Raw genomic sequence first — 25,950 nt, 5'->3', positions numbered from 1 at the left:
CTTGAACCAAAATCGCTGTAAAAGGTCATCCTCTTATCTCCCTACTTTTCAATCAAACCAAGGTTGACACCATTTTTCAGGTCCCGGCTTGCCGTTGCTGGGGATAAATCCGGGAAAAAATTCAAATAATCTTTGCAAGTGAATTCTCCTTTGAAATTCAGTAAAAATGCTTTCAACCTTTCCGTTTTCTTGAGTTTTTGGGTTGGTGTGGCCAAAAGTTCTTCCAATGAAAGTAGAATCACTCCACCATATTCTTATATACCTTTCCGTTCTTCATGATCACCACAAACTTCTCTGCGGGATTGGCAATCAGTGAAAGGTCAGCCAAAGGGTCGCCATCCACCAAAATCAAATCTGCCAAAGCACCTTCTTCTACCACGCCCAATTTTCCGGGATAGGGACTTCTTAGGCCTGAAAGCTGCAGCAATTCGGCATTGTCATGGGTGACCATTTTCAGGATTTCGGCATTGGTAAACCATTGCTGTAATCGGAGTATATAGGCATTCTGCTGTTCGTTCAATTCCGGTTCGAAAAGGAAATCCGTTCCCCAGGCAATCTTCAGTTTCATCTTTTTGGCCATTGGCCATAGCTTGGCCTGCCCTTCGATTACCGGTTTACGCTTTTCTACCCTTTGCGGATCCATATCGGGAGTGCTCTCTACCAGGTTTTGGGTACTTAGCCAGATATCTTTTCTTTTCATCAATCGTAGGGTCTTTTCATCCAGCATCTGTCCGTGTTCCACGCATTTGACACCAGCTTTGATGGCCCTTTGCACTGCTCTTGGGGTATAGGCATGAACCATTACATAAGTTCCCCAATCTTCGGCAGCTTCCACCGCAGCCCGCATTTCATCGAAAGTATATTGGGTGACATCCACGGGGTCATAGGCAGAAGAGGTTCCGCCTCCTGCCATCAACTTGATCTGGCTTGCGCCAAAACGCAGGTTTTCCCTCACCGCAGTCAATACTTCATCCCTGCCATCGGCAATAAAAGTGGCATTGAATCTTTCTGCCCTTGAGGGTTCTCCAAAAAATCTTCTGGATTTTTCATCAGGAGTGCGGAAATCGCCATGTCCTGCTGTCTGTGAAATGGTGGCTCCAGATGGCCAAATTCTTGGACCATTTACTTTTCCAGCATCAATGCCCATTTTTAATGGAAATATGGGGCCTCCAGCATCTCTTACCGAAGTGAATCCCCGCATCAACATCTTTTCAGCGCCGACTCCGACTTTTTCCATGATCAATCCTTCAGAAAGCATGGGCGACATCATTTCCCGCATGGTCAATGCTCCGAATGCCATATGCACATGGACATCAATCAGGCCTGGCATCAGGGTTTTCCCATTTCCCTGAATTTTGGTCATCCCATCTTTTGATGGCATTGGAGTAGTACTAATACTCCTGATTTTATTTCCTTCTATCAAGACATTTACCGTTCCTGATAGATTATTGGATTTTCCATCAAATACCCGGACGTTTTCGAAGAGGATGTTTCCCCATTCCTGGGCTTGAGCAAAGAGGGGCAGAAAAATGTAAATAAAAATTAAGGTAGTAATGGGTCTAAGTAAAAACATAAAAGAAGAAATTTTTCCATACCCAAAGTAAGGAAATGAACTTAATTATCCTCTTTATAGCCTAAATTCTTCTAATCTAATTGGATCAAGATCACAAAATCTATTGGGACATAAATTCCAAAATCCAATCGTATACCTTATTGCGGGTATTGATAAATTGGACAATCATGGGTTTGTGTTTTTTACCTTTTTGAACATGGAAATCTGGCTCTGGAACGATTTCCCTGTACTTCTCTAAAAATCGCTCTGTGGTTAACTTAATCCCCGGAAGTGTTTTCTCTCCCATTAAAATCAAAATAGGGGGATCATTTTCGTCTAAAAAGTAAATAGGGGACGTGTCTTTCCATACCTCAGGACTATCTGTAAATGTCACTAAATATTCTGTACCTGGTTCATAATTCATCTGCTCCAGAAACCATTTCATATCTAAGCCTGCCGCATCAATCAATACAGCACCTTTGATAGGATTATTGTATTGGAGGGTATCAAAGTATTCATCCCTGACGGAGATCAAACTGGCCAGATGCCCTCCCGCAGAATGCCCTGAAAGGAATATTTTGCCCGGATTACCCCCATATTTAGAAATGTTCTGGTCGGTCCATTTTACCGCTTGAGCCGAAGCCAATGCCATATCATGTACCTGATATTCTGGGCTTAGCGGGTAGTCGATGATGACAGTAACTACTCCCTTCCTTGCAAATCTTTTTCCCAAAAAATTATAAGTTTCCTTTTTCCCCGAATTCCAACTTCCACCATGGATAAAAATCAATACATCATTATCCCCATTAGATTTTTTTGGGGCGAAAATATTGAGTTTTTTTTCGGGAAGCTTTTCCAAAAGTTGGTCCTCTATAAAAGTAATATTTTTGTATCGGTTCACTCCCTTAAATGAACATGAGGTAAATGCCAAAAAGATCAAAACAAGAAATAATGTATTTTTCACAGGTCTTAAATGGTACTGATGGTTGATTTTAATAAATCTCAAGAGGACAAATAAAGTTTTCAAAAGATCGGTTTTTTTATTAGATTTTGGAATAAGCACCTGCTTGATTCCTAATGTAAAATTGACCGACATGAAAAATTTCCTTCTTTTGATTTTTAATACCCTTACTTTTTTTGGGACTCTTTTTCTGAATTATTTGTATGGATCCGGGGCAGGTGGCAGAAAGTCGGTAGGGGAAATCAGCAACCAATACAACACCTTGATTACTCCTTCAGGTTATGCCTTTTCAATTTGGGGTTTGATTTATTTATTGTTAATAGGTTTTATCCTTTTTCAATGGATCAGTTTTTTCAAAAAAGAATTTGAAAAATCCATTAACCCAACTGGTATTTGGCTAGGTTTGTCGAATCTTCTCAATGCACTTTGGATCATTGTCTGGACCAAAGAACATCTGACTGTATCAGTTATTGTAATTTTTGCGCTTTTGGCCTCATTGGTGAAATTGATATTTTCCCTCCGTATCGGGGAAAGGAATATTAAACCTTATGCATTTATTGGGCTACCCATTGGAATCTATACAGGCTGGATCATTGTTGCCTCAGTAGTCAATCTTTCAGTTTGGATTTTTTCAAAAGGCTGGCTCCAAGCCCATGATGTTTTTTGGACTAATTTGGTGCTTCTGGTTGCAACAGGAATTTATATATTGATTCAGTTAAAAAGAGATCTTTTCAGCCCAACTTTTGTTGGTGTTTGGGCATTTATTGCTATAGCCGTCAAACAATGGAACGCAGAGCCTTTTGTCTCCTATTTTTCATTGGCCATGGTTTTGGTTTTATTATTATCCGTTTTTTTTAATATAAAGAACAAAAAATGGCATTTGAATTAAATTATTTTATTTTATTTTATTTTTTGCTTTAATATATGTACTTTCAGATGTTTATTTTGATGTTTTAAAATAAGCCAGGTCTTTATAAAACCAGATTTAATTATTAGCAAATATCTTCGCAGGAATAGTTATGGTAGGAATATTAGGAGGTACCAGATTAGCGCTCACTTTAGGGAAATCTCTTTCGGCAAGGTCGGTAGAAATTGCCTATGGAGTAAGGAAAGGTTTTGTACCCAATGATATTGAGTGGAAAATCTTAAATATGTCCTCTAATCCTTTGAAAACTTTCAAAGAAGTTATTGATTGTTCAGAAGTGATCTTAATTTGTTGTGAAAACAGTTATCTAGAACAAGTTTTTGATGAACTATCCAATTCTGACTTATCGGATAAAATTGTTATCGATTGCACCAATAGTGATGATCCCAAAGTTTTTGCCTGTAATACTGATTTTATAAAAAGTATATTGGGAACCCCCAAGATTTTCAAGGCATTCAATAATTTGGGATTAGATTATCCAAATTCAGACCCTATGGGTTTAGTAAAAGAAACCTACTATTGTGGGCCTGACATTCCTGAGAAATTAATCGTAAAGCAATTGATTGCAAAAATCGGATTTAAAGCCATAGATGCAGGACAATTGGAAAATGCCCCTTTGTTAGAAGCAATGTTTCATCTTCGTAAGGCTATCAGCAATACGAAAAATGCATGTAATGATTACCATTTCAAATTGATTTCAGTGTAAAATCTCCCCTTTTTATTTTTTAAGGTCTAACTTTATACTTGGGGTTTTGGCTTCTTATTTTTACGGTTTTCAACTATATTACTTCCATGATTAAGTTTTCAGATCTCCAAAAAATCAACGGACAGTATAAGGAGGATCTCCAACGTGTCTCGGCAGAAGTAATTGATTCCGGTTGGTATCTGTTTGGAGAGAGATTAGCTGTTTTCGAAAAATCACTTCAAAGCTACATAGGAACTGGCCATGTTATCGGCGTAGGCAATGGCTATGATGCTTTATTTTTAATCTTGAAGGGATATATTGAAATGGGTTTCCTTAAACCCGGGGATGAAGTCATTGCTCCTGCAAATACGTATATAGCTACTCTCCTGAGCATTTCAGCAGCAGATTTAGTGCCCGTACTGGTCGAACCTGAAATTTCAACCTATAATTTGGATATTTCCAAAATAGAAGAACTTATCAGTCCAAAAACCAAGGCTATAGTTGTAGTGCACTTGTACGGTAGAGCTTGTTGGTCTCCGGATTTGGATTTTTTGGCAAAAAAGTATGGTTTAAAAATTATCGAGGACAATGCCCAAGCTATAGGTGCCTTATGGAACGGAACTAAAACCGGTGCTTTGGGAGATGCAGCAGCTTTCAGCTTTTACCCTACAAAAAACCTTGGAGCATTGGGAGATGCGGGAGCTGTTACCACAGAAGATGAAGAATTGGCCAAAATGATTAGAACCCTTTCAAATTATGGAAGCAATGAGAAGTACAGGAATGATTATAGGGGAGTGAATAGTAGAATGGACGAGATTCAGGCGGCATTCCTTAAGGTCAAACTCAACTATCTAGATAATGAAAACAAAATCAAAAGAGGTCTGGCCAATTATTATATTCAAAATATAAATAATCCCGATATTCAATTGCCACTCATTGATCAGCCTTTGAAAAATGCATCCCATGTCTGGCATCTTTTTGTAATCAGAATACCATATAGAGAAATCCTGAAAAAGTATTTGGAAGAAAATGGTGTCCAGACTCTGGTACATTATCCGGTTCCTCCACATCAACAAAATGCATATAGGGAGTTAAAACACTTGTCATTTCCGATAACCGAAAAAATTCACCAAGAGGCCTTAAGTTTACCATTGACACCTGTTCATACTTTTAAAGAGTTGCAATTTATTTGTGACTTGCTCAACAATTTTTCCCTATAGATTTCAAAAATTGAAGTGAAATTTTGTTTATTGAAAAAAATATTTCTCCAAGCTATTGAATGGATCAACCCTTGTTAAAACATGATTAAAAGAATTTTTGATTTCCTGGTTTCTTTTTTAGCCCTTTTGGTACTTTCTCCGGTTTTATTGATCCTATCTGTTTTAGTTGCGTTAAATTTCGGATGGCCAGTTTTTTTTACCCAAATCCGTCCAGGATATAAAGGAAGGCCCTTTAAAATTGTCAAATTCAGGACTATGACCAATGAGAAGGACGAACATGGAGAATTGCTTTCAGAGGAATCAAGAATTACAGCTTTTGGTTCCTGGCTTCGATCTACAAGTTTGGATGAATTGCCGGAGTTGGTGAATGTGTTGAAAGGGGAAATGTCTTTGGTGGGTCCCAGGCCTTTATTGATGGAATACCTACCCCTTTATAATGAATTTCAAAAACGCCGAATGGATCTTAAACCAGGAATTACAGGTTGGGCACAGGTAAACGGCAGAAATGCCATAGCCTGGCCAGAAAAATTCAAAATGGATATTTGGTATATTGATAACCAGTCATTCTTGCTGGATTTAAAAATAATTTTCCTTACCCTAAGGAAAGTAATCAGTAGAGAAGGTATCAGCCATGAAAACGAGGTGTCAATGCCAAAATTCAAGGGCAATTAATTACCTACTTGATTCTTTGTCCGCCCTTCCCTGATTTTGAAAAGTAAAATATAGGCCATCTTCTGGGCATGTGATTTTGCATAATCTGCTACTTCACCCTTGAAATGTTGATCAAGTGTTTCAAACCAAAGCTCCAGCCAATTATTAAAGTGAAACTCTGAGATTTGATTTTGAGATTGATTGTCCACTTCTCTATGCACAGGTATGGGGTTGAATTTACCAGCTCCAGGTCCGCTTTGAAGCAACACCATCTCCCAAAAATCAGTTAGATGTTCTAAATGGACTTCCCAATCGTTCACCACAGTATTAAACACAGGACCTAGGACTTCATGTAACCTAACTTTTGAATAGAAAGTCCTCACCAATGTTGAAATGTCCTTCCGCTTTTCAATTTCCTTTCTTTCCATTATTTATCATCTCTTAATACCGGTTTTAGAACATGTACATCTCCGTCAATATCATCAGGAATAGGCAAGCCCAATATTTCACAGATCAAAGGATAAACATGAATGTTCTGAAAAGAGCTGATTATTTGACCTTCTTTTATTTTTGGCCCATTGGCATAGAATATCCCATGCATATCCTTGAATGCAGGAGAATATCCATGCTCGCCAAAGATCTCTGTCTTGAACATGGCAGCTCTATTTTGATATCCTACCATTCCTACAGTTGTTGCCAAATAAAAACCTAAATCGGGGATAATAAGGATATCTCCTAATCTGTTTGGGTGAATTTGTATATTCTTGTAAAACTCCCTATCCTTGACCTTCACTGCTTTATAAGGCCCCTCCTGAGAATTTAATTTTAAATAAACATCTTCAAGCTCCAAAGGATTGTTCAAATACACATGTGCCAGAGCTCCGTTATTGATTACTTTGGCATCTATTCCCTCTGTGATGTGATCAAGATTGAGAAGGTTCTCTTTGGGGACATTGGTCATCCCATGGTCGGATACTATAAATATATTGATGTCCAGGTCAAAGCTTTTCAAACCTTCAAATAATGCTCCGAGCTCTCTGTCAAGTTTCTCAAGTTTTCCTCCTATTTCCTTCTCATTATCAGGTCCAAACCGGTGCCCAATATCATCCATGTCTGAAAAATAAAGGGTGATCAAGCGTGGTCTTTCATCCTCAGGAAGTTCAAGCCATTCAAAAACTTTGGAAATTCTGGTGAGATTGGACACCTTGGCATCATAATTATAATAATAATTGGGTTGTATTCCCTTTACCGGGGCTTCTGTGCCAACAAAGAAGTAACTTGCAGCTTTTAGACCATGTTGCTGTGCTAAAACCCACAGAGGAGTGCCTCCATACCAATAACCATCTTGTACAATCTCTCTGTTATTGATCACATAAACCTGGTCTTTTTCCGGTTCAAAAAAAGCATTATCTATCAATCCATGTTTTTCTGGTTTCATTCCAGTGGCTATAGTATAATGATTGGGAAAAGTTTTAGAAGGGAAAGATGGGATTAAAGATTTCGCTGCTGTCCCCTTTTCAATAAATCGATTCAGATTTTCAGGTTGAAATCTTTCAGTATAATCATACCGATAACCATCCAGTGAAATCAGAATGACATATTGGTCTTTTTCCTGTGAACTGGAGGTGCTGAATTTCAAACAAAAAATAAAAAATAATACAAATAGACGGATTGATACTTTCATTTGATCTGGTTTTTTTCCCAGCCACAAATGTAAGCCAAGCCAATTGGAGTGACAAGATTTAAATACTGTTCCTATCCCAAAGTGCCCATCCTTAGTTTTAAAGCGGTTCTTGTTGACTGAGGCAATGGAAACTTCCCAATCCCCAAATCAGGTCCCAGGAATCAATTCCTATAACCTTTCTATCAGGAAAGCTGGAAGAAAGAATATCAATTGCCCGATCATCATTTTTATCTCTAAATGTTGGCACAATCACTGCATGATTGGATATATAAAAGTTGGCATAAGAAGCCGGTAGACGCATGTCCTCAAAAATCAATTTTCCGGGCATAGGAAGTTCAATGATGTTCATCTGCTTTCCATTTTCCAACCTTAAATTTTGGAGCAGATTTAAGTTTTCTTTCAATGGTGCGTAATTTTCATCCTTTTTATCATGCTCTACCATGGTCACTACAGTATCCTCATTTACAAATCTGGTCAGGTCATCGATATGGCCATCTGTATCATCTCCCAGGATGCCATCTTTTAGCCAAAGGATGTTATTGACACCATAATATCCCTGTAGGTATTCTTCAATCTGATCCTTTGAAAGATGGGGGTTCCTGTTAGGGTTCAACAAACATGCCTCAGAGGTGAGTAATGTCCCTTTACCATTAAATTCCACTGAGCCTCCTTCCATCACAATCCCAGGCCTGAAACAGGGTATTCCTCTATATTCTGCGATGCTGACAGGAATTTGATTATCCAGATCATAAGGAGGATACTTATCTCCCCAGGCATTATAATTCCACTTAACTAATACTTTTTTTACTGATGCTTCTTTGTTAACCAGGAAGGCCGGACCATGATCTCTGCACCAGGCATCATTGGTTGGGAAAAAGTGAAAGAAAATATTTTCAAGTTTTGCCCCAGCATCTGTTAAATGACCAATGGCAAATTGTTTCATCTTTTCATCAGCCACATTGATATGAACTTCCTCCCCAAAAGCAACTTGCTTGATAAATTCGGCATAAGCAGGAAAAATAGTATGGATTTTACCTGGCCATGATGCCTCTTTATGCGGCCAGCTTAACCATGTGGCTAAATGGGCTTCAAATTCTGCAGGAAAAGTATACCCCAATTCTGCGGGGGACAAATTCCCCAATTTGGCAATTTCAAAAATATCTTTCACCTGAATATCAGTCTTCATCTATAAAACGCTTGAGGATAGGAGAATAAGTTTCGATTCTTCTGTCCCTTAAAAAAGGCCAATGAGTCCTATAACGGTCGGAATTTTCCATGTCCAATTCATGGACATAAATCTCCTCCTTACTATGGTCTGCCTGATATAAAACCCGGCCAAATGCGTTGGTGAGAAATGATCCGCCCCAAAACTTCATGTCCCCTTCCATACCCACTCTATTGACTGAAACTACTGGAACTCCATTGGCAACTGCATGGGATCTCTGAATGGTCTGCCAAGCCTGATATTGTTCCGAATTGGTGTCCAAATCCTGATCCTTATGCCAGCCGATTGCAGTTGGATAAAATAAAATCTCAGCCCCCATAAGAGAGGTTATCCGTGCTGCCTCAGGATACCATTGATCCCAACAGATCAACACCCCTACAGTGGCAAATTTTGTCTTAAAAACTTTGTAACCCAAATCGCCTGGCGTGAAATAAAACTTTTCATAATAACCTGGATCATCAGGGATATGCATTTTGCGGTATTTGCCCAAATAGCTGCCGTCGGCATCCAATACCGCTGTGGTGTTGTGGTATAATCCTTCTGCCCTTTTTTCAAATAAAGAAGCAATAATGACTACCCCCAGTTCTTTTGCAAGTTTCGAAAAAAAATCAGTAGAAGGTCCGGGTATGCTTTCGGCCAACTTAAAGTTGTCATGATCCTCTACATCACAAAAATATAAGGATTTGAAAAGTTCCTGTAAACAAATAATCTGAGCTCCTTTAGCTGCAGCTTCCCGGATACCTTTTTCGGCTTTTGATAAGTTGGAAGCCAGATCTTTGGAACAGGAATTCTGTACCAAACCCACTTTTACGGTTCTTTTTGACACTGTTATTTGTTTTTTTTATTTAATCATTAAAATATTAGCGTCAAAAATACACCATTTCTGACAATTCTTAATTTGATTTTTGAAAATCCTGACCTGAGAGACCTTATTTTCCAAAATAAGAGTTAAAAAATATTTTGAAACCCCAATTTTGGGCTTTATTTATGATTTATCAAAGAAGCAAAACTTTTTATATTTGCACCCAAAACCCAAATAAATAGTATGAGAAATACCTTGTTGACTTTGACGATTTCTGGAATCGTTCTCATTTCCTGCAGTCAGAATAATGAAAAAAATGACACCATGAATCCATTCTTTGAACCCTATAATACGCCTTTTGAGGTTCCTCCATTTGACAAAATCAGGAATGAACATTTTGCACCTGCTTTAAGGGAAGGGATCAGGCAGCAACAGGAAGAAATTGATGCGATAATTAACAATCCGGATGCCCCTACTTTTGAAAATACCATCGAAGCTATGGAATATTCAGGCGATTTGTTGAGCAGAACCAATACTGTTTTTTCCAATTTAAACAGTGCCAATACCAATGATGAAATTCAGGCCATTGCAAAAGAAATGGCACCTGAACTCTCGAACCATTACGATAATATCAACCTTAACGAAAAGCTTTTTGAAAGGGTGAAGGCTATTTGGGATAAAAAAGATGAGCTGGGTTTAAATCAGGAACAGCATAAGCTATTGGAAAAAAGATACAAGTCCTTTGTAAGAAATGGAGCAAATCTGAGTGAGGCTGACAAAGCAAAAATGAGAGAAATCAATAGCAAGCTCTCCACCTTAAGTCTGCAGTTTGGCCAGAATTTACTTGCGGAAACAAATGCATATAAGCTTTTTATTGATTCAGAAAAAGATTTAGCAGGTTTACCTCAGGAATTGAGGGATGCTGCTTATCAGGAAGCTGAAGCTGCAGGAGAAGAAGATAAATGGCTATTTACTTTACAAAACCCAAGTGTTATGCCCTTTTTGCAATATGCAGAAAACAGGGATTTGAGAAGACAAATCTGGGAAGCCTATCAGAGCCGTTCCAATCAGGGCAATGATAAAGACAATAAGGGAATTCTATTGGAAATCTCCAATTTGAGAGGGGAGAAAGCCAAATTGCTCGGTTACAAAAACCATGCTGATTACGCCCTGGAAGAAACGATGGCTAAAAATTCAGAAAATGTATATACCCTATTAAACCAATTATGGACTCCTGCCTTGGCCAAGGCCAAGGTTGAAGCTTCCGAAATGCAGGGCATGATAAAGTCAGAAGGAGGAGATTTTGAACTTGCTCCTTGGGATTGGAGATATTATGAAGAAAAGCTCCGTAAACAGAAATTTGATCTAGATGAACAGGAAATCAAGCCTTATTTTCCATTGGATAAAGTTCAGGAAGGGGTATTTATGGTGGTCAACAAATTATGGGGCTTGACCTTTCATGAAATCAAAGAAATTCCCGTCTATCATCCGGATGCAAAAGCATTTGAAGTGAAAGAGGCCAATGGTTCGCATGTCGGTGTGTTATATATGGACTTTTTCCCCAGAGCATCTAAAAGGGGAGGGGCATGGATGACTTCCTATAGGCCACAAAAAATGGAAAATGGAGTCAGGAAGGCACCTGTGATTTCAATAGTCTGTAATTTCTCCAAACCTGTTGGAGATGCTCCTGCATTACTGACTTTTGATGAAGTGACCACATTCTTCCATGAATTTGGTCATGCCTTACATGGATTGTTATCCAATGTACAGTACAAGAGTCTGGCAGGTACGTCTGTTCCCAGGGATTTTGTAGAACTTCCTTCACAGATTATGGAGAATTGGGCAACAGACCCTACGGTCTTGAAGCAATATGCCATTCATTACAAAACAGGGGAAGCCATTCCTGATGATTTGATTGAAAAACTTCAGAGGAGCGGCACCTTCGGTCAAGGGTTTGCGACAACGGAATATCTGGCGGCATCTTTATTGGATTTGGATTACCATACCCAAGCAAGCCCGATTACAGCCAATGCCAACGATTTTGAAAAAGCTTCTATGTCCAAAATAGGATTGATCGGGGAAATCATTCCGAGGTATAGAAGCACTTATTTTCAGCATATTTTCTCGGGAGGATATTCTGCAGGTTATTATAGTTACATCTGGTCAGGAGTTTTAGATACTGATGCCTTCCAGGCATTTAAAGAAACCGAGCTTTTCAACCAAGAAAAAGCACAGGCTTTTAGAAAGGAAATTTTGGAAAGAGGCGGTACAGATGAGCCGATGACCATGTATGTCAATTTCCGTGGAGCTGAGCCCAAGATCGATGCCTTGTTGAAAAAGAGGGGATTGGATCAGGTGAAAGTGGATAGGACGAAGTGATTAAAATATTAATTAATCCTACTTTGTCATATTTCATCAAAGGTTTCGTGTCTCGAATATTAACTTGACAAAGCAGGATTAATGAAAAAAACGGAGCTGAAAGGCTCCGTTTTTTTATTAGCTGAATTTATTTCAGATGAACAAAAATGACATGAATATTGATTTAGTGTATTTTTATTCATGCAATTTTCTTAATAAATCTGCCCAATTCTCAGGTATTATTCTACTCTGATATCATAAGCATGGCAGCATCCTTCGCTGCAATCTCCTTAGATCAAACTGAAGGAGGTAATATTTTCAGGCATTTTTTCAAATATCAACACCAGATTCATTGCCTGTTCCTATATTATTGACCAATCTTTCAAATTTGACGTACTTGACATTAGGGGAAACATGGAAAATATGGTAGCTATGGGTTTCAGTTTAGCCGCAACCATCACAAGTATTGATCCAGTAATAAGTGGCATTATTTCTATTTTCCTGGTAATGGTCCACGAACTGGTACTCACTGCCCCTTGTAGATCGGTAAGTAACATACTTTTCGCTGTCTTCATCCCAGGTATATTGGGTGAGGCCTTCTCCATTGATTTCGCAAATTAAAGAAGATCGACTGTTTTCGCCCAAGTAAAACCAAGCTCCTTCAAAATTTGATTGTGCAAAAGCATAAGGCAGGTTGATTGCCAAAATTAGAGCAGTCACAATGAACTGTAATTGAGGTTTATTTTTCATTGGTGATTAATTTATAAACCCCAAATTATAATTTACAGTAATTAAATTTGCAATAGGTAAGTTTTTAAAATCCCTGTTATTCAGAAATATATTTCGTCAATGACTTTATGTTGGATTTAAGTGATCTGGATGTGATCATCAAAACCAAACCAAATCTAAATATTCCTCGAAGTGATACTTTGATTAAAGTGCAAGTCGGAAACCCACAGTACCAACACGATTTCCCGGATTAACATCAAACCGATCCGAAACTCTATTATAGTATCCTACATCATCCCAACTACCGCCTCGACGGACACGCGTGGAGCCATTTGATGGTCCTTTAGGATTTTGTTCAGGGCTGTTTGCATAATATTTCTTCTCATACCAATCATTACACCATTCATGAACATTTCCACTCATGTCATAAAGGCCAAGTTCATTTGGATTTTTCTGGCCTACCTGATGTGTTTTGTTCCCACTGTTACCGGAATTCCAAGCTACATCGTTTAATTTGTTGCCTCCACTGTAAATATTTCCTTGGCTTTGATTGCCACCCCGCGCGGCATATTCCCATTCGGCTTCAGATGGAAGTCGGTAATTCTTCCCGGTTATTTTGTTGAGATTACTGATGAATTCCTGAATGTCATGCCAACTTATATTCTCTACGGGGCAATTGTCACATCCTTTGAACTTGCTGGGATTACTTCTCATAACAGATACCCATTGAGATTGGGTTACTTCATATTTTCCTAATCTAAAACTGTCCATGGTTAATCTATGAGTAGGTTTTTCATCTTCATCGCAATCTGTACTTTGTTCAGGTGTACAGCCCATTGTAAATATACCACCCTGGATAAAAACCATATTTCTTTCTAACTCCTGAAGAACATTTGGAAGGGGAATATTATTTGGTGTTTTGGCAGTAGTTTCCTGCGGTACTTTTAATGTATTTACAGAAGCTTTATTTCTTAAATCGGTTTCCAACTCCTTAATTTTTTGTTCAGCCAAGGCAGTAAAAGTCCCCGATGGATATTTCTTAATAAAATTTAGATATCCAGTAGTGCTATTTGTTTTCTGCGTTGCTGCCCAATCTTTGGCCTCGGTTTCTTTTTGAGTCGAAGATGCCACTAAGGCAAGTCGTTTTTCCATGCTTTTGATGCTGTCACTGACTTGTGTATCAGCTAACAAAGCATAAGCCTCCTGGTATTTTTCCAAAGCCTGATTCCAGTCTTGCTGTTCGGCTAAAAGGTCTGCCTGACTTTTGGCCTTGATAAATTCATCTCTTAGCTCCTGAGAGATTTCATCTTGTTCTTCTCCTTTTGGCGTGAAGAACCAAATTCCAGCAATAATGATAATAAGCACAGGGATGGACCAAATAAGAGGAGATGCCTTTTTATTTGGAGAAGATTGTTTGACAGTTTCTACTTTGGGTGGAGGTGAGGAAACCAAAGTTTCCAATAAGCTAAAAGCATTTTCGAGATCATCCAAAGATTTTTGAAAGGCAGTCTTTATTTGATTATTAGGAGCTACTTTTAGTCCCTTTTCAAAATCCTCTTTTTTACCTTTATAAGCATCTAATAGTCTCCCTTTTGAAAAAGGCTTGCTAAGTCCGAGTATCTCCAAAGCTGCTGATTCACTGACGCGCTGTGGCTTGGAAGCTTGGACTTTTCCTTCTGGAAGATGCTCCACCGGTCCCATGCTGGGCAGTTCGCTGAGGTCTTCTTCGCTTTCCCCTCCGAAAAAGATATAGGCATCTTCCACGGCGGCAAGGCGCTTGCGGTAGAGTTCCTTTTGGTGCTCGGTAGGGGCATTGGTCAGGCGTATCTGCAGTTCGTTGTAGATTACCTGATAGGCCCTGCGGATCTCGGAGGCAGTGGCACCGGGTTCAAGGTCGAGGAGTTCTAAGGCTTTTTGTTCGGTCATAGAGTTCTAAATTTAGGATTAAAATCCTTGGTAATGCGTTTCGGAATTGGAGATTTCTAAGAGCAGGGTTTTAACAGGTTTATTAGGGAAGCTCTAGTGAGATATTCTGCGAATTTCACAGGTCCTGGACTACCCGAAAACCGTTAGTGGTGTTAAAGTTGCTGTCAGGGGAGCGTGATGTGCGATAAGCCACTGTGCAGTTATCGAAATCGTAGTTCCAACAGCCACCGCGTAAAATGCGCTTAGAGCCTTCAATCGTTGATGTCCATTCCAATACACTCCCACTCATGTCGTATAAGCCATAACCATTCGGTTTTTTTCCTTTAACCGCTTGCGTGGTATTACCGCTGTTGCCATGATGCCATGCCACCTCATTGCTGTCATTGCTACCTGAATACTCGTAGTTTTCACCTCCTTTGGCTGCATATTCCCATTCTTGCTCTGTGGGTAAGCGCACACCAGCCCAATTGCAATACGCCACTGCATCGTGCCAGCTCAAATGTATCACCGGATGGTTTGGTGGTTGACTACCGCCGCCGCTGACATTGTTGCGCCAGGTAACCCCATTTAGCTCTTTCCAATTACTCTCCGTCAACACATAACTCGAACCTACTATTTCAGACGTGGTATTATAGCCCGTGGCATTCACAAAGGCTTCAAACTGTTCTCGTGTCACCTCCGTTTCCCCCATATAATAATTAGTGCCTGGTATCTTGATTAATTTCATGCCTCGGACAGTACGCGTATCGCTAGAGGTACTTGCAGATGGATTACTTATAGGCGTATCTGTTGTTTTACTTGCCTGTGTATCGCGATTCGGAGGGGAGCTTGCCGGGCTTTGGTTTTTCAGTTCTGCCCCCAATTCCTGAATCTTCTGCCTGGCCTGCGCGGTATAGGTGCCCGAAGGGTACTTCTTAATAAAATCCAGGTACCCTGCTGTACTATTGGCCTTTTGTGCAGCTGCCCAATCTTTGGCCTCGGATTCCGCCTGTTCATGGGCCTTGGCATCTAATGCTATAGCTTCCAAGCGCTGCCCTATGCTCGCTATGCTGTCACTGACTTCGGTATCTGCCATCAAAGCATAAGCCTCCTTATATTTCTCTAATGCATGAGACCAATCTTGCTTTTCAACTAAGAGGTCTGCCTGACTTTTGACTTTGATAAATTCATCTGTTAGCACCTGAGAAATTTCATCTGTTTTTTCTCCTTGTGGCAGGAAGAGCCAGAGACCTGCTGCCAAAAGCAAAACGGCAGGAATCGCCCAAAGTAAAGGGGATGTTTTTTTCTTTTCAGGCTGAGGCTTTGGTGCTTCGGGCCTGGGAGGGACTGGAGCCGGACTTTCGGCTAAGGGTTCCAGAATAGAAAATGACTGCTCAAGTTGATCTAGGGAATGTTGGAACGCTTGTTTCAGGACATCATTAGGAGCACTTTTCAACCCCTTTTCAAAATCCTCTTTCTTCCCTTTGTAGGCATCTACTAATTTTCCTCTGTAAAATGGTTTACTCAATCCTAAAAGCTCCAAAGCAGCTGCCTGAGACATGGGCTGTGGCTTGGAAGCTTGGATTTTCTCTTCCGAAGTAGTTTCTACCGGGCCCAGGCTTGGGAGTTCGCTGAGGTCTTCTTCGCTTTCCCCACCCAGAAAGAGGTAGGCCTCTTCCACGGCGGTAAGGCGCTTGCGGTTGAGTTCCTTTTGGTGCTCGGTTGGGGCATTGGTCAGGCGTATCTGCAGTTCGTTATAGATTTCCTGATAGGCCCTGCGGATCTCAGAGGAAGAGGCTCCGGGTTCAAGGTCTAGAAGTTCTAAGGCTTTTTGTTCGGTCATTATCTTTTAATTTTAGGATTAGAAATCCAGGTGTCGCGCTTCTGGATTCCAGATTCCGAATAGCAGGATCTATACTGGTAAAACTAATCGAAAGCCACACAAATAATAGTTACGATTTTTGGGGTCCAATGAGTCTCTATATGAGTTACGACTATTTTTAGGAGTGTCAGGATAACGCCCTCCTCGATTTATTCTCCATTCAGAAGTGCCGATAGCTTGAGGATTTGTTTTTGATTGCTCAGTGTATTTTTCATATGTATCATTGCACCATTCACACATGTTACCTGTCATGTCATGGATGCCCAATTCATTAGCTTGTTTAAGTCCGACCGGATGAGGCTTATAGTTACTATTCCCCTCATACCAAGCTACAAGATTGATATCATTACTTCCACTGTATTTGTAACCTTTACTTTTATTACCTCCTCTTGCAGCAAATTCCCATTCTGCTTCAGTTGGTAATCGAAAACGCTTTCCGGTCAATTGGTTTAATCTCTTAATAAATTCAGGTATTTCAGGCCAGCTTACACCATCAACTGGACATTTATCACATTTCCAATTTTTGTAATAATCTGAATAATACCCCATTATTGCATACCATTGTTCATGGGTTATTTCATATTTGCCAATATAATAATTGCTTAAGGTGATTGAATGTGAAGGGAACTCAAAGTCATAGCAATCATCGCCCTGTTCTGGGGTACACCCCATAATGAAAGTGCCTCCTTCGACAAAAACCATATTTTTAACTAAATCTTGGATAACTTTTTCATTTTTTTGCTTTTGCTGAGAATCGAGTTTCTCCAAATCCCTGATCTTCTGCTCAGCTTGCGCTTTATAGGTGCCTGAAGGGTACTTTTTGATGAAATCCAGGTACCCAGCTGCGCTGTTGGACCTTTGGGCAGCTGCCCAGTCTTTGGCTTCGGCTTCCGCTTGTTCTTTGTCCTGGGTATCTTTTGCTAAAGCCGCAAGTCGCTGCTCCATGCTTTTGATGCTGTCATTTACTTCTTTATCGGGTATTAAAGCATAAACCTCCTGATATTTTTCCAAAGCCTGATACCAGTCTTGCTGTTCGGCCAAGAGGTCTGCCTGGCCTTTGATACGGATAAATTCTACTTTAAGCTCCTGAGAGATTTCATCTTGTTTTTCTCCTTTTGGCAAAAAGAACCAGATACCTGCTGCCAAAAGCAAAATGACAGGAATGGCCCAAAGCAAAGAGGATGTTTTTTTCTTTTCAGGCTGAGGCTTTGGTGTTTCGGTTTTGGGAGGGACAGGAGCCGGACTTTCGGCTATGGGCTCTAATAACAGAAAAGCTTCCTCTAGCTCTTTTAATGAATGAATAAATCCTTGTTTTACCAGTTCATTAGGAGCACTTTTCAACCCCTTTTCAAAATCCTCTTTCTTCCCTTTGTACGCATCTACTAATCTCCCCCTGTAAAATGGCTTACTCAATCCTAAAAGCTCCAAAGCAGCGGCCTCAGTGATGGGCTGAGGCTTTGTAGCTTGGACTTTTTCTTCCGAAGTATTTTCCACCGGCCCCATGCTGGGCAGTTCGCTGAGGTCTTCTTCCCTTTCCCCGCCGAGAAAAAGATAGGCCTCTTCCACTGCAGCAAGCCGCTTGCGGTAGAGTTCCTTTTGGTGCTCGGTAGGGGCATTGGTCAGACGGATCTGCAGTTCGTTATAGATTTCCTGATAGGCCCTACGGATCTCGGAGGAAGAGGCGCTGGGTTCAAGGTCGAGGAGTTCCAAGGCTTTTTGTTCGTTCATAGTCTTCTAATTATGGATTAGAAACCCTTAATGTCGCGCTTCGGGATTACAGATTCCTAAGCGGATGGGAATGATATTTTTAATTTTCTTTAGTTGCTTGCTTAATTGGTTCAAATAATCGGAATCTTCTTTTTCAAGAGGGCTATCTGTTTGAGCAGGGCCTCTCGGTTTTTGGCGGATTGCATCCATTTGGGAAGTTTTTCGAGCATGGTAAAAAACTGCCTGTCTTTGTTTTCCCTTAGATCGGCAGCAATGTATTTTTCCAGATATTCGAGATGGGCAGCATTGCAGGCAAAAAGATGCTGGCCTTTAAAATCAGCTGACAGCCATGGGCTCGCATTAAAGTAACTATTTGCTGCTACCTGCAAACTTGCCTTTTGATCCATCATGGTACTTTTTTGTTGGCTATGGCCACAATGCCTGCAAACCAGTCTGGCTGATTTTTTTTCGAAGTCCACCGTAGCGATGGCCATCTGGGAGCATTTGGGACATACCACCCATACTTCCTGATAAAAATCGGATAGCTTCATTTGCTTATCCTGGAATCTTTTTTGGTTTTTGTCACCCATGGATTATCTGCTGAATGTAATGGCCAATCTGAATCCTACTTCTTCTGAGTGTTGGTTTTTGTCCAAACAGTTTCTGCTGGAAACCCGCATGCTGTTTTCTTTCGATTTAAAACTGCCACCCCTGATTACTTTACAGCTGGCAGCGGATTGCCCCTGAGGGTTGGCTTTTGGACTGTTTTTGTAATAGTTGGCGTCAAAACCATCCTGGCACCATTCCCAGACATTACCGCTCATATTGAAAAGCTGCTTTTCATTTGCGGCTAGGCTTCCCACAGGATAGGGCGCATTGGCCAACCTTGCTACCTGATTGAATTGATTGGATCCTGCAAATATGGTGTTTCGGGATTCATTTCCACCTCTGGAAGCATATTCCCATTCCGCTTCGGTTGGTAACCTAAAACTCTGACCGGTCATTTTATTAAGTTTTTGCAAAAAAAGATGAACCTCCTCCCAGCTTACCTGAACAATGGGGCAATTAGTCTGATTACAGGGACTGCCGGCTTTGGGATAATATTTCATCACTGCATACCACTGCGCTCTGGTCACTTCAAATTTTCCTATCTGAAAACTTGATAGAGTTACCGCATGGCCGGGGAGTTCATTGTCGGCACATTTTCCCCTTTGTTCCCGGGTACAGCCCATCTCAAAAGTGCCGCCTGAGATATATTCCATCTGAGCCATCAATTCCTTGACAGGTGCGGGAATGGCAAAAATAATTTTCCATGCAATAAAAATCCCCAATCCTATCAATGCCGCTGCAGCGATGGGCTTCCAAGGCATCTCACTCAAACCTTTCTTTTTCTCAGGTTTAGGTTCTGATTGAAAGAATTGACCTGATTTTCCTGTCATTTTCATTTCAGGAGTTGATTTTTTTGACATTTCTTCTCCTGAAAACTTAGAAACATATTCTGGCTTTCCTATGTCCACCAAGGAAGCATAGGCCTGCCAGTATTGGCTCATTCTTTTCCTATAAAGCTGTTTTTGGTTTTCAAGGGGTGCATGTTCCAAACGCTGTTTGGTTGCTTCGTACAAGCTTTCAAATGATCTTTTGATTTCCTCTGCGGAGGCATGTTCAGGGACTTGAAGTAGGACAAAAGCTTCTTTTTTATCCATGGCTTTACATGATCATGTTGATGTAAGTTGACTGAACGATGGCTTTTTGCCTTGGGAGTTTGGAAATTCCCTCTATTTCATCCCCAAAAAGTTTTTCGATTTCTATTCCTGTTTTGGGATCAAAGGCAGAAAACCACACGGTGCCATCTGTTCTGCTTTCTATTTTCACTTCAATGGGATAGTTTGCTTCAAAGGAGGGTAGGGGGCCTATGACCAATGAACCCAGACTTGCTTCTTTTTCCCCCTTATCCAAGAACTGGATAATTTCAAGTTTCATTTTTTTCTGTTCAGGATTAGAAGTATAATATGTCTTGCTGTTGTTAAAAGGAAGCGGCATGTTTTTTTTGACCAGGTTATCGATGACGATTCTCCCTGTTTTGGGATTAATAGCCCTTACCCCTAAGTTGTAGCCCGTGACTCCTTTAAGTTCTGGTGGTAGCTCAAAATCCATTTTCTGTCCGGATAGCTGTATGGCATGCAGTGCTGCCCCGTAGGCAACGGCCCGCATGGGTTCGTGGGTCAGGATCTCCTGGCTTTCTTTGGTGAAAATTTTCTGAAGGCGCTTTTTGATATAAGGAACCATGGATGAGCCCCCTACCAGCAATAAGGTGTCCACATCCTCAAAATCCAAACTCGCACTTTTCAGACACCGGTTGAGGATTTCTTCACAGGTAATCAGATAGGGTTCTATGGCCTGCTCAAATTCTTTTCTGGACACATGAACTTCCAAAGACTGATTGCCTAATATACATACCTGATCGACAAACTGAGTCCCTGGCATACAAAGTTCTACCTTCAGCATTTCGGAAAATCTCCTTAGATGAAGCGAGTTTCTGGCATCCAACACCGGCTCCATTCCATAAGCTTCCTTGAATTGCTGTAGAATGATTTCGCCTATTTTTTCATCAAATTCCTTTCCTCCGATTTCTGTATGCCCATCTTTGGCGATGACATAGATGCCTTTTTCATCCATGGTCATGATGGTGACGTCAAAAGTGCCTCCACCCAAATCATAGACCATGATGGTTTTATTATATTTTTTGTTGATCAGTCCGTAATGAATAGCGGCTGCGATGGGCTCTTCCAATAGGTTCAGCACGGGCAAATCAATCAGCGCTGCAGCATTCAGTACGGCTTTTCTTTGATTGTCATTGAAGTGTGCCGGCACAGTAATTACTGCTCCTTCTATTTTTTCGGCTGTATAAGCTTCTGCATCTATTTTGAGCTTTTTCAGTAAAAGTGCAGCCAAACTTTCCGGATACCAAGGGGTGTCATCTTTATCAATGTATAAAGGCTTTTTGTCACCGAAATGCCGCTTAAAAAACTTGATCAGATCAAGCCCCGGATTTCTTTCTAATTTCGTCTCCAAAAACTCTCCTAAATACGCGGTATCCCCATCAATATGGATGATGGAAGGAGTGGTGAAAACACTGTTTTTATGATTGTCCGGGATCAAAACCGGTATCCCGTTTTTTCCTACCCTGGATATCAGGGAATAAGTAGTACCTAAGTCAATTCCTACCAACATTTCTTACTGCGTCAATTTATGGAATTCGAGTTTTGTTTCTGCCATCAGGTTATTGAGCTTATTATCAAAATTCTGCTTTTCCCTAAGACCATTCTGAAATTGTTTTTCCTGATTATTGATGTTGAGCATTTTTCTTTGGGTGAGCAGGTTTTTATCATTGATCTCCTGGGAGGTTCTCTGACTGTAATTTTTAAGTTCGGTTTCGCAATTGTCGATAATATCGCGGATTTGTTTCTTCAGGAAATCATTGTAAGGTTGTTTCCATTCTCTTTCCACTGTAGACAGGATTCTTTTCACTTCTGTAGATAGGTGCTGTTTGGCTTTTTTTGTCTCCTCTGTCATTTTCCTTCTTTTTTCAGTGGAAATATTGCGAAAGGCCTGGTAGATGCCAAAACCCAGCAAAGCAATAATCAAAATGGGAAAGTTAGCTTTAATGAACTGTACCTGCTGGTTAAAACCGGCAAAGCCTGCAATCATTAAAATCGACATGACCATGAAAACAGGTTGCCTGATGGCGCTGAACAGGCTATTAAAGTTTTTGCTCACTCCTTTGGCTTCAAAATCCTTTTCCATACGGATACTATGGTCTAACAGGGGCTGGATTTTACTTTTGTCATAATACTCAGTCTGGATATTTGCAGCCTGCACACCGGTTTTTTCAAAAAGTTCTTTGACCTCTTCAATGGAAGCTGACAAGAAATCATTCATAGAAATGACATCATTGCTTAGGTGGTCTTTTAGCTGTTGTTCCATCCATCCGAAAAGTTTATTGACTGATTTTGGGAGTCTAAGCATAATTTCACCATCCACTTCTACTTCTTCCAATTCTTTGAGTAAGGCTATTTCCTGTTCTACCGTATAAAATAAAGAGCCATCCTGTATTTTGGTGATTTTTCCGAAACGCTCCCCGATTCCCTTTTCAAATTCTGAGGCACTTTTGCTGAGGTTATTTTTAATTTGTTGAAACACCTCCTGACCTGATTTGGAATTGGCAGATTTTTTATTGGTTTCCAGTTCCTTACTTACAGCAATTTTTTTGGCATCTAGATCCTTCTGCTCATTTTGCATTTGTATTTCCAGGAATTCAGATAATTTTTTCAGACCAAAAACACCACTGATGAATGCCGAAACTTTCTTGTAAGGCTCTGGAAGGGTTTTGGTAAAGGAGGATATATTTTTGAATTCTTCCGGTGATAGGCGTTGGATCTTCCAGATTTTTTCCAAACTGAATTCCTGAGGGTTTATTTTTCCAATTTTGGTACCCAAAACGAAATATAGAAAAGCGGTATTTTTTGAAAACCTATCTACGAAATAGGTTAATTCTTCCTTTTCAATGTCAGGATCATTCAAATAAATTACTTTGATGACTGGCTGTAGCTCATCTATCTTAACCATCGGAAATTTGGAAGGGCCAAAAATACGGATAGAAAATGGGCCTTCTGACAATTCCACCATTTGCTTTTCTTGCCAAGGGCTTCGGAATTCCGGAGGAAGTATTATTTCCAAATCTTCTTCCTGACCAAGAAAAAGGAGATCCATCTTGATGATTTCCGACGAAATATCTCTTTCAATTTTTTTCAGTGATTCAGACAAGTGGACCAAAGCTCCAGGCTCAAGGGAAAATTCAGCTATTCTTTCAAGATCCTTGAGTGCATTTTTAATTTTGGAAACATGCATATGGTATAGACTCTAGCTAATATTTTACCATTTTAATTATTCGCGTAAGATGATCCATTTTTAGTTCAGTTTGGGCGATTAAAGGAATGATGCAAAATATTAAAATACCCCTTTCGGCACCAAATCCGAATAAGGGTATTTTTTAATGATAATTTATAAAAGGAAGCATTATCCAAAATAAGTCGTTGTGAAGGCATTCATTTTGGATAAGCTCTCAATTACCAGGAACTGAGTCCACCTCCGGAAGAGTTTGCCCTTGAAGCGGCAGCTTCTGCATCACTGGCTGCACTTTCTGCTCTGCTTGCTGCACTTTCTGCCTGACTGGCCGCACTATCAGCTGTACTTTCTGCACGCTCTGCATTACTCATGGCACTTTCTGCTTTAGAAGCATGTTCTTCCGTCTGCCTTAAAGCATCGGCGGCACTACTTTCATGTTCTTTGGTGGTGTTGAGTGCTTCGCTGGCATTGTTTTCATGCTCTTTGGTCGTATTCAAAGATTCCAAAGCACTGTTTTCGTGTTCTTTGGTTGTATTCAGCGATTCCAATGCGACATTTTCATGTTCTTTTGTTGTATTCAAAGACTCTAATGCGCCGATTTCATGCTCTTTCGTCGTATTAAGTGATGTCAGTGCATTGTTTTCATGTTCCCTTGTTGTATTCAATGATTCCAAAGCACTGTTTTCATGTTCCTTAGTTGTGTTGAGAGATTCCAGGGCAGCATTTTCATGCTCTCTCGTCGTGTTCAAGGACTCCATGGCATTGTTTTCATGCTCCTTGGTAATATTTAAAGACTCTAAAGCATTGGCCTCATGTTCTTTGGTAATATTGAGGGTTTCCAGGGTATTTGCTTCATGTTCCTTGGCCAAGTTAAGAGATTCCAATGCATTGTTTTCATGTTCTTTGGTCATATTCAGAGATTCCAAGGTGTTGGCTTCATGTTCTCTAGTTAAGCCTAAGGATTCGAGTGCGTTATTCTGATGTTCGGTTGTCATTTCCAGCTGTTCCTGAGCCTGCTCCCTGAACCCTTCGATTTCTGCTCTCATCGATTCACTTTCATTATGGAAAGTTTCAGTCTGGTTTCGGAATTCAGCAATTTCATTTTTCAAAGAGACCACTTCGTCTCTGTAGCCATTCAATTCTTCGGTTAAAGCAAGAATTTGTTGTTTGTTAGTTTCAATTTCTTGATACAAGGATTGAATTTCAAACACTTTTGAGTTAAGTGTGGTCAAAGCACTATCGAGCTCTGCTGCGATAGCTAAAAGTTCCTGAGGTGATTCCATAATTGATTATAAATTTTGTATAGTTGTGTTAAGAATGCTTGCTTTTTGTAAGACTGAGGTCATATAGGATCCTAAATCAATGTTTTGATTTTTGGATTCCACTATTGTAAACGGTGTGCCTGTTGTGATTTCTACTTGATTATCAGTGTTTTGAGGTAATATTTCTTCTTCTAATATGCTGCCTTCAGTTCCGTCGCCTGACATATCATTGCCAAAAAGTTTGTTGGATACAGCAGTGGCTGCACCACCTACTATTGCGGCTCCTGCAGCTGTTGCTAGGTTCTCTTTTTTTAAAGCTCCTTTGGTCTTTTTCTCATTTATTTTGTTGTCCATTGCAAGAAGGATTTGGTGATTATTTGAAAAGAACTTTTCAATTTTCGTTTATTTTAGGTAATCCATGATTATTATCTGATAAATAGCGAGTAAAATATAAATTTTATTGATTATGTACCAAATTAAATTTTATGTATTGGCTGTTTCAGCTTCGGTATGTTATAATCATATGAAAGTCCAGCGATAAGGTTTTAGCCTAATTGATGTGAATATTTGATATGTATTTTGTTTGGATTAATGCAATTAAAAAAATAATTATTTAAATATAATCCATTTAAAGTGAAATTTAATTTCGTTCAATGCCAATTTTTATATACTAAATTTTTGTTTTATAATGGTGTTAAGAAACCGAGCTTTTCAACCAAGAAAAAGCACAGGCTTTTAGAAAGGAAATTTTGGAAAGAGGCGGTACAGATGAACCGATGACCATGTATGTCAATTTCCGTGGAGCTGAGCCCAAGATCGATGCCTTGTTGAAAAAGAGGGGATTGGATCAGGTTGCGGTTGACAGGTCAAAATAAGTAAAATTAAGGTTTGAAATTTATCTCCCCATCTCTCTAAAAATCAGATAGATGGGGATTTTTTTTGCAAAAATTTTTCTAAATTTCAATAAATGAAACAGGAACTTGCATTATGAAAACGTTGATAATTGCCTTGATGTTTTGTTGTTGGATATGTCAGGAGGTTTTTTCACAACAAACCGAGACAAAACCAGTATCCCAAATGAAAAAAAATGATTTTTTGGACATGGCCAATGAATCAGATTCATTGAAAGCTTTGGTAAATATGTTTTTCAGAAAAAGGAAAAATGCTCGAACAGGGTTTATTGTGACAGGTGGCTTGACTGTGGTTACCTTAGCAATTGCCGGGGCGGTTGCTACAAATGAAGCTGTTTTTAAACCAATTTCTGGACAAGCACCCAGCGAAAGTAATATATCAGCAGCAGGAACTGCAGTTTTTGTAACATTTTTTGGAGGGACTATACTTTCGTCGATTAACCTAATCAAATATCCTAAGGCCAAACTAAATGAAATATTAGAGCGATATCCGGATACCCGACAAATACCTGAAAAGTATAGGGTAAAAATTGAACAAAGGGATTTTTATTGAAATCTAATAATTAATATTAACTGTTGATGAGCA

Annotated in this window: 23 protein-coding genes and 1 pseudogene; 7 read left to right on the top strand and 17 right to left on the bottom strand. The window is 39.8% G+C overall.

The annotated features are described in order from the left end of the window. Positions 1–41: 41 nt before the first annotated feature. From ACFSKV_RS10835 to ACFSKV_RS10825, 3 genes are all read right to left on the bottom strand, one after another. Positions 42–242 (bottom strand): hypothetical protein, encoded by a 201-nt coding sequence (locus tag ACFSKV_RS10835; protein ID WP_380802442.1) that lies wholly within the window; start codon positions 240–242, stop codon positions 42–44. Then, positions 239–1,573, bottom strand: coding sequence for a metal-dependent hydrolase family protein (locus ACFSKV_RS10830; protein ID WP_380802439.1), 1,335 nt, complete (start codon positions 1,571–1,573; stop codon positions 239–241). The genes ACFSKV_RS10835 and ACFSKV_RS10830 overlap by 4 nt, the downstream gene beginning before the upstream one ends. Positions 1,574–1,673: 100 nt before the next feature. Then, a complete protein-coding gene (locus tag ACFSKV_RS10825; protein WP_380802437.1) occupies positions 1,674–2,579 on the bottom strand; it encodes an alpha/beta hydrolase in 906 nt (301 codons plus the stop codon). Between the two features lie 67 nt (positions 2,580–2,646). Here ACFSKV_RS10825 and ACFSKV_RS10820 point away from each other — a divergent pair, with 67 nt between their 5' ends. The 4 genes from ACFSKV_RS10820 (at position 2,647) to ACFSKV_RS10805 (ending at position 6,015) form a co-directional block, all read left to right on the top strand. Next, positions 2,647–3,402 carry a TspO/MBR family protein gene (locus ACFSKV_RS10820; RefSeq protein ID WP_380802436.1) on the top strand — a complete coding sequence of 252 codons (756 nt, stop codon included), beginning with the start codon at positions 2,647–2,649 and terminating at the stop codon, positions 3,400–3,402. Between the two features lie 130 nt (positions 3,403–3,532). Beyond that, positions 3,533–4,144, top strand: coding sequence for an NAD(P)-binding domain-containing protein (locus tag ACFSKV_RS10815; RefSeq protein WP_380802433.1), 612 nt, complete (start codon positions 3,533–3,535; stop codon positions 4,142–4,144). An 86-nt stretch (positions 4,145–4,230) separates the two neighbouring features. Then, the gene (locus ACFSKV_RS10810) at positions 4,231–5,343 is read left to right on the top strand and encodes a DegT/DnrJ/EryC1/StrS family aminotransferase (protein WP_380802431.1); all 1,113 of its coding nucleotides are present in this window, start codon (positions 4,231–4,233) and stop codon (positions 5,341–5,343) included. An 81-nt stretch (positions 5,344–5,424) separates the two neighbouring features. Then, positions 5,425–6,015 (top strand): sugar transferase, encoded by a 591-nt coding sequence (locus tag ACFSKV_RS10805; RefSeq protein WP_380802430.1) that lies wholly within the window; start codon positions 5,425–5,427, stop codon positions 6,013–6,015. On the opposite strand, the gene ACFSKV_RS10800 is transcribed toward ACFSKV_RS10805, so the two are convergent. The 4 genes from ACFSKV_RS10800 to ACFSKV_RS10785 form a co-directional block, all read right to left on the bottom strand. Beyond that, positions 6,012–6,422, bottom strand: a complete 411-nt coding sequence (locus ACFSKV_RS10800; RefSeq protein WP_380802426.1) for a group III truncated hemoglobin — start codon at positions 6,420–6,422, stop codon at positions 6,012–6,014. The two genes, ACFSKV_RS10805 and ACFSKV_RS10800, sit on opposite strands and share 4 nt — an antisense overlap. Then, entirely contained in the window at positions 6,422–7,678 is a 1,257-nt protein-coding gene (locus ACFSKV_RS10795) for an alkaline phosphatase family protein (RefSeq protein WP_380802424.1), read from the bottom strand. Before ACFSKV_RS10795 ends, ACFSKV_RS10800 begins: the two co-directional genes overlap by 1 nt. A 97-nt stretch (positions 7,679–7,775) precedes the next feature. Then, the gene (locus tag ACFSKV_RS10790) at positions 7,776–8,864 is read right to left on the bottom strand and encodes an agmatine deiminase family protein (protein ID WP_380802423.1); all 1,089 of its coding nucleotides are present in this window, start codon (positions 8,862–8,864) and stop codon (positions 7,776–7,778) included. Further along, positions 8,854–9,729, bottom strand: coding sequence for a carbon-nitrogen hydrolase (locus ACFSKV_RS10785; protein WP_380802420.1), 876 nt, complete (start codon positions 9,727–9,729; stop codon positions 8,854–8,856). Before ACFSKV_RS10785 ends, ACFSKV_RS10790 begins: the two co-directional genes overlap by 11 nt. A gap of 219 nt (positions 9,730–9,948) precedes the next feature. Here ACFSKV_RS10785 and ACFSKV_RS10780 point away from each other — a divergent pair, with 219 nt between their 5' ends. Continuing rightward, positions 9,949–12,084, top strand: a complete 2,136-nt coding sequence (locus tag ACFSKV_RS10780; protein ID WP_380802418.1) for a M3 family metallopeptidase — start codon at positions 9,949–9,951, stop codon at positions 12,082–12,084. A 423-nt stretch (positions 12,085–12,507) separates the two neighbouring features. Here the strand turns inward: ACFSKV_RS10780 and ACFSKV_RS10775 are convergent, their stop codons facing one another. From ACFSKV_RS10775 to ACFSKV_RS10730, 10 genes are all read right to left on the bottom strand, one after another. Next, the gene (locus ACFSKV_RS10775; RefSeq protein WP_380802417.1) at positions 12,508–12,813 is read right to left on the bottom strand and encodes a hypothetical protein; all 306 of its coding nucleotides are present in this window, start codon (positions 12,811–12,813) and stop codon (positions 12,508–12,510) included. A 183-nt stretch (positions 12,814–12,996) separates the two neighbouring features. Further along, positions 12,997–14,718 (bottom strand): SUMF1/EgtB/PvdO family nonheme iron enzyme, encoded by a 1,722-nt coding sequence (locus ACFSKV_RS10770; protein ID WP_380802415.1) that lies wholly within the window; start codon positions 14,716–14,718, stop codon positions 12,997–12,999. Between the two features lie 115 nt (positions 14,719–14,833). Then, a complete protein-coding gene (locus tag ACFSKV_RS10765) occupies positions 14,834–16,540 on the bottom strand; it encodes a formylglycine-generating enzyme family protein (RefSeq protein ID WP_380802412.1) in 1,707 nt (568 codons plus the stop codon). A gap of 69 nt (positions 16,541–16,609) precedes the next feature. Continuing rightward, complete coding sequence (locus ACFSKV_RS10760; RefSeq protein WP_380802410.1) at positions 16,610–18,307, bottom strand: formylglycine-generating enzyme family protein; 1,698 nt, start codon at positions 18,305–18,307, stop codon at positions 16,610–16,612. A 110-nt stretch (positions 18,308–18,417) separates the two neighbouring features. Beyond that, a complete protein-coding gene (locus ACFSKV_RS10755) occupies positions 18,418–18,876 on the bottom strand; it encodes a hypothetical protein (RefSeq protein ID WP_380802408.1) in 459 nt (152 codons plus the stop codon). Positions 18,877–18,879: 3 nt separating this feature from the next. Then, on the bottom strand, positions 18,880–19,989 hold the full coding sequence (locus ACFSKV_RS10750) for a formylglycine-generating enzyme family protein (RefSeq protein ID WP_380802407.1): 1,110 nt from the start codon (positions 19,987–19,989) through the stop codon (positions 18,880–18,882). A 4-nt stretch (positions 19,990–19,993) separates the two neighbouring features. Then, positions 19,994–21,517, bottom strand: coding sequence for an Hsp70 family protein (locus ACFSKV_RS10745; RefSeq protein ID WP_380802405.1), 1,524 nt, complete (start codon positions 21,515–21,517; stop codon positions 19,994–19,996). 3 nt (positions 21,518–21,520) lie between these two features. Then, positions 21,521–23,194 carry a hypothetical protein gene (locus tag ACFSKV_RS10740; RefSeq protein ID WP_380802403.1) on the bottom strand — a complete coding sequence of 558 codons (1,674 nt, stop codon included), beginning with the start codon at positions 23,192–23,194 and terminating at the stop codon, positions 21,521–21,523. 218 nt (positions 23,195–23,412) lie between these two features. Then, positions 23,413–24,474 carry a coiled-coil domain-containing protein gene (locus ACFSKV_RS10735; RefSeq protein WP_380802401.1) on the bottom strand — a complete coding sequence of 354 codons (1,062 nt, stop codon included), beginning with the start codon at positions 24,472–24,474 and terminating at the stop codon, positions 23,413–23,415. 6 nt (positions 24,475–24,480) lie between these two features. Continuing rightward, entirely contained in the window at positions 24,481–24,807 is a 327-nt protein-coding gene (locus tag ACFSKV_RS10730) for a hypothetical protein (protein ID WP_380802399.1), read from the bottom strand. 344 nt (positions 24,808–25,151) lie between these two features. On the opposite strand from ACFSKV_RS10730, the pseudogene ACFSKV_RS10725 reads away from it, so the two are divergent. Both ACFSKV_RS10725 and ACFSKV_RS10720 read left to right on the top strand, forming a co-directional pair. After that, positions 25,152–25,328 (top strand): annotated as a pseudogene (locus tag ACFSKV_RS10725) (M3 family metallopeptidase); the annotation flags it as partial. Positions 25,329–25,530: 202 nt separating this feature from the next. Next, entirely contained in the window at positions 25,531–25,917 is a 387-nt protein-coding gene (locus tag ACFSKV_RS10720; protein WP_380802396.1) for a hypothetical protein, read from the top strand. The last annotated feature ends 33 nt before the right edge of the window (positions 25,918–25,950 follow it).

This window comes from Shivajiella indica, assembly GCF_042683085.1.
Classification (GTDB): domain Bacteria; phylum Bacteroidota; class Bacteroidia; order Cytophagales; family Cyclobacteriaceae; genus Shivajiella; species Shivajiella indica.
Note: the sequence above shows the minus strand (reverse complement) of the source record. Positions and strands in the feature narration are given on the sequence as shown.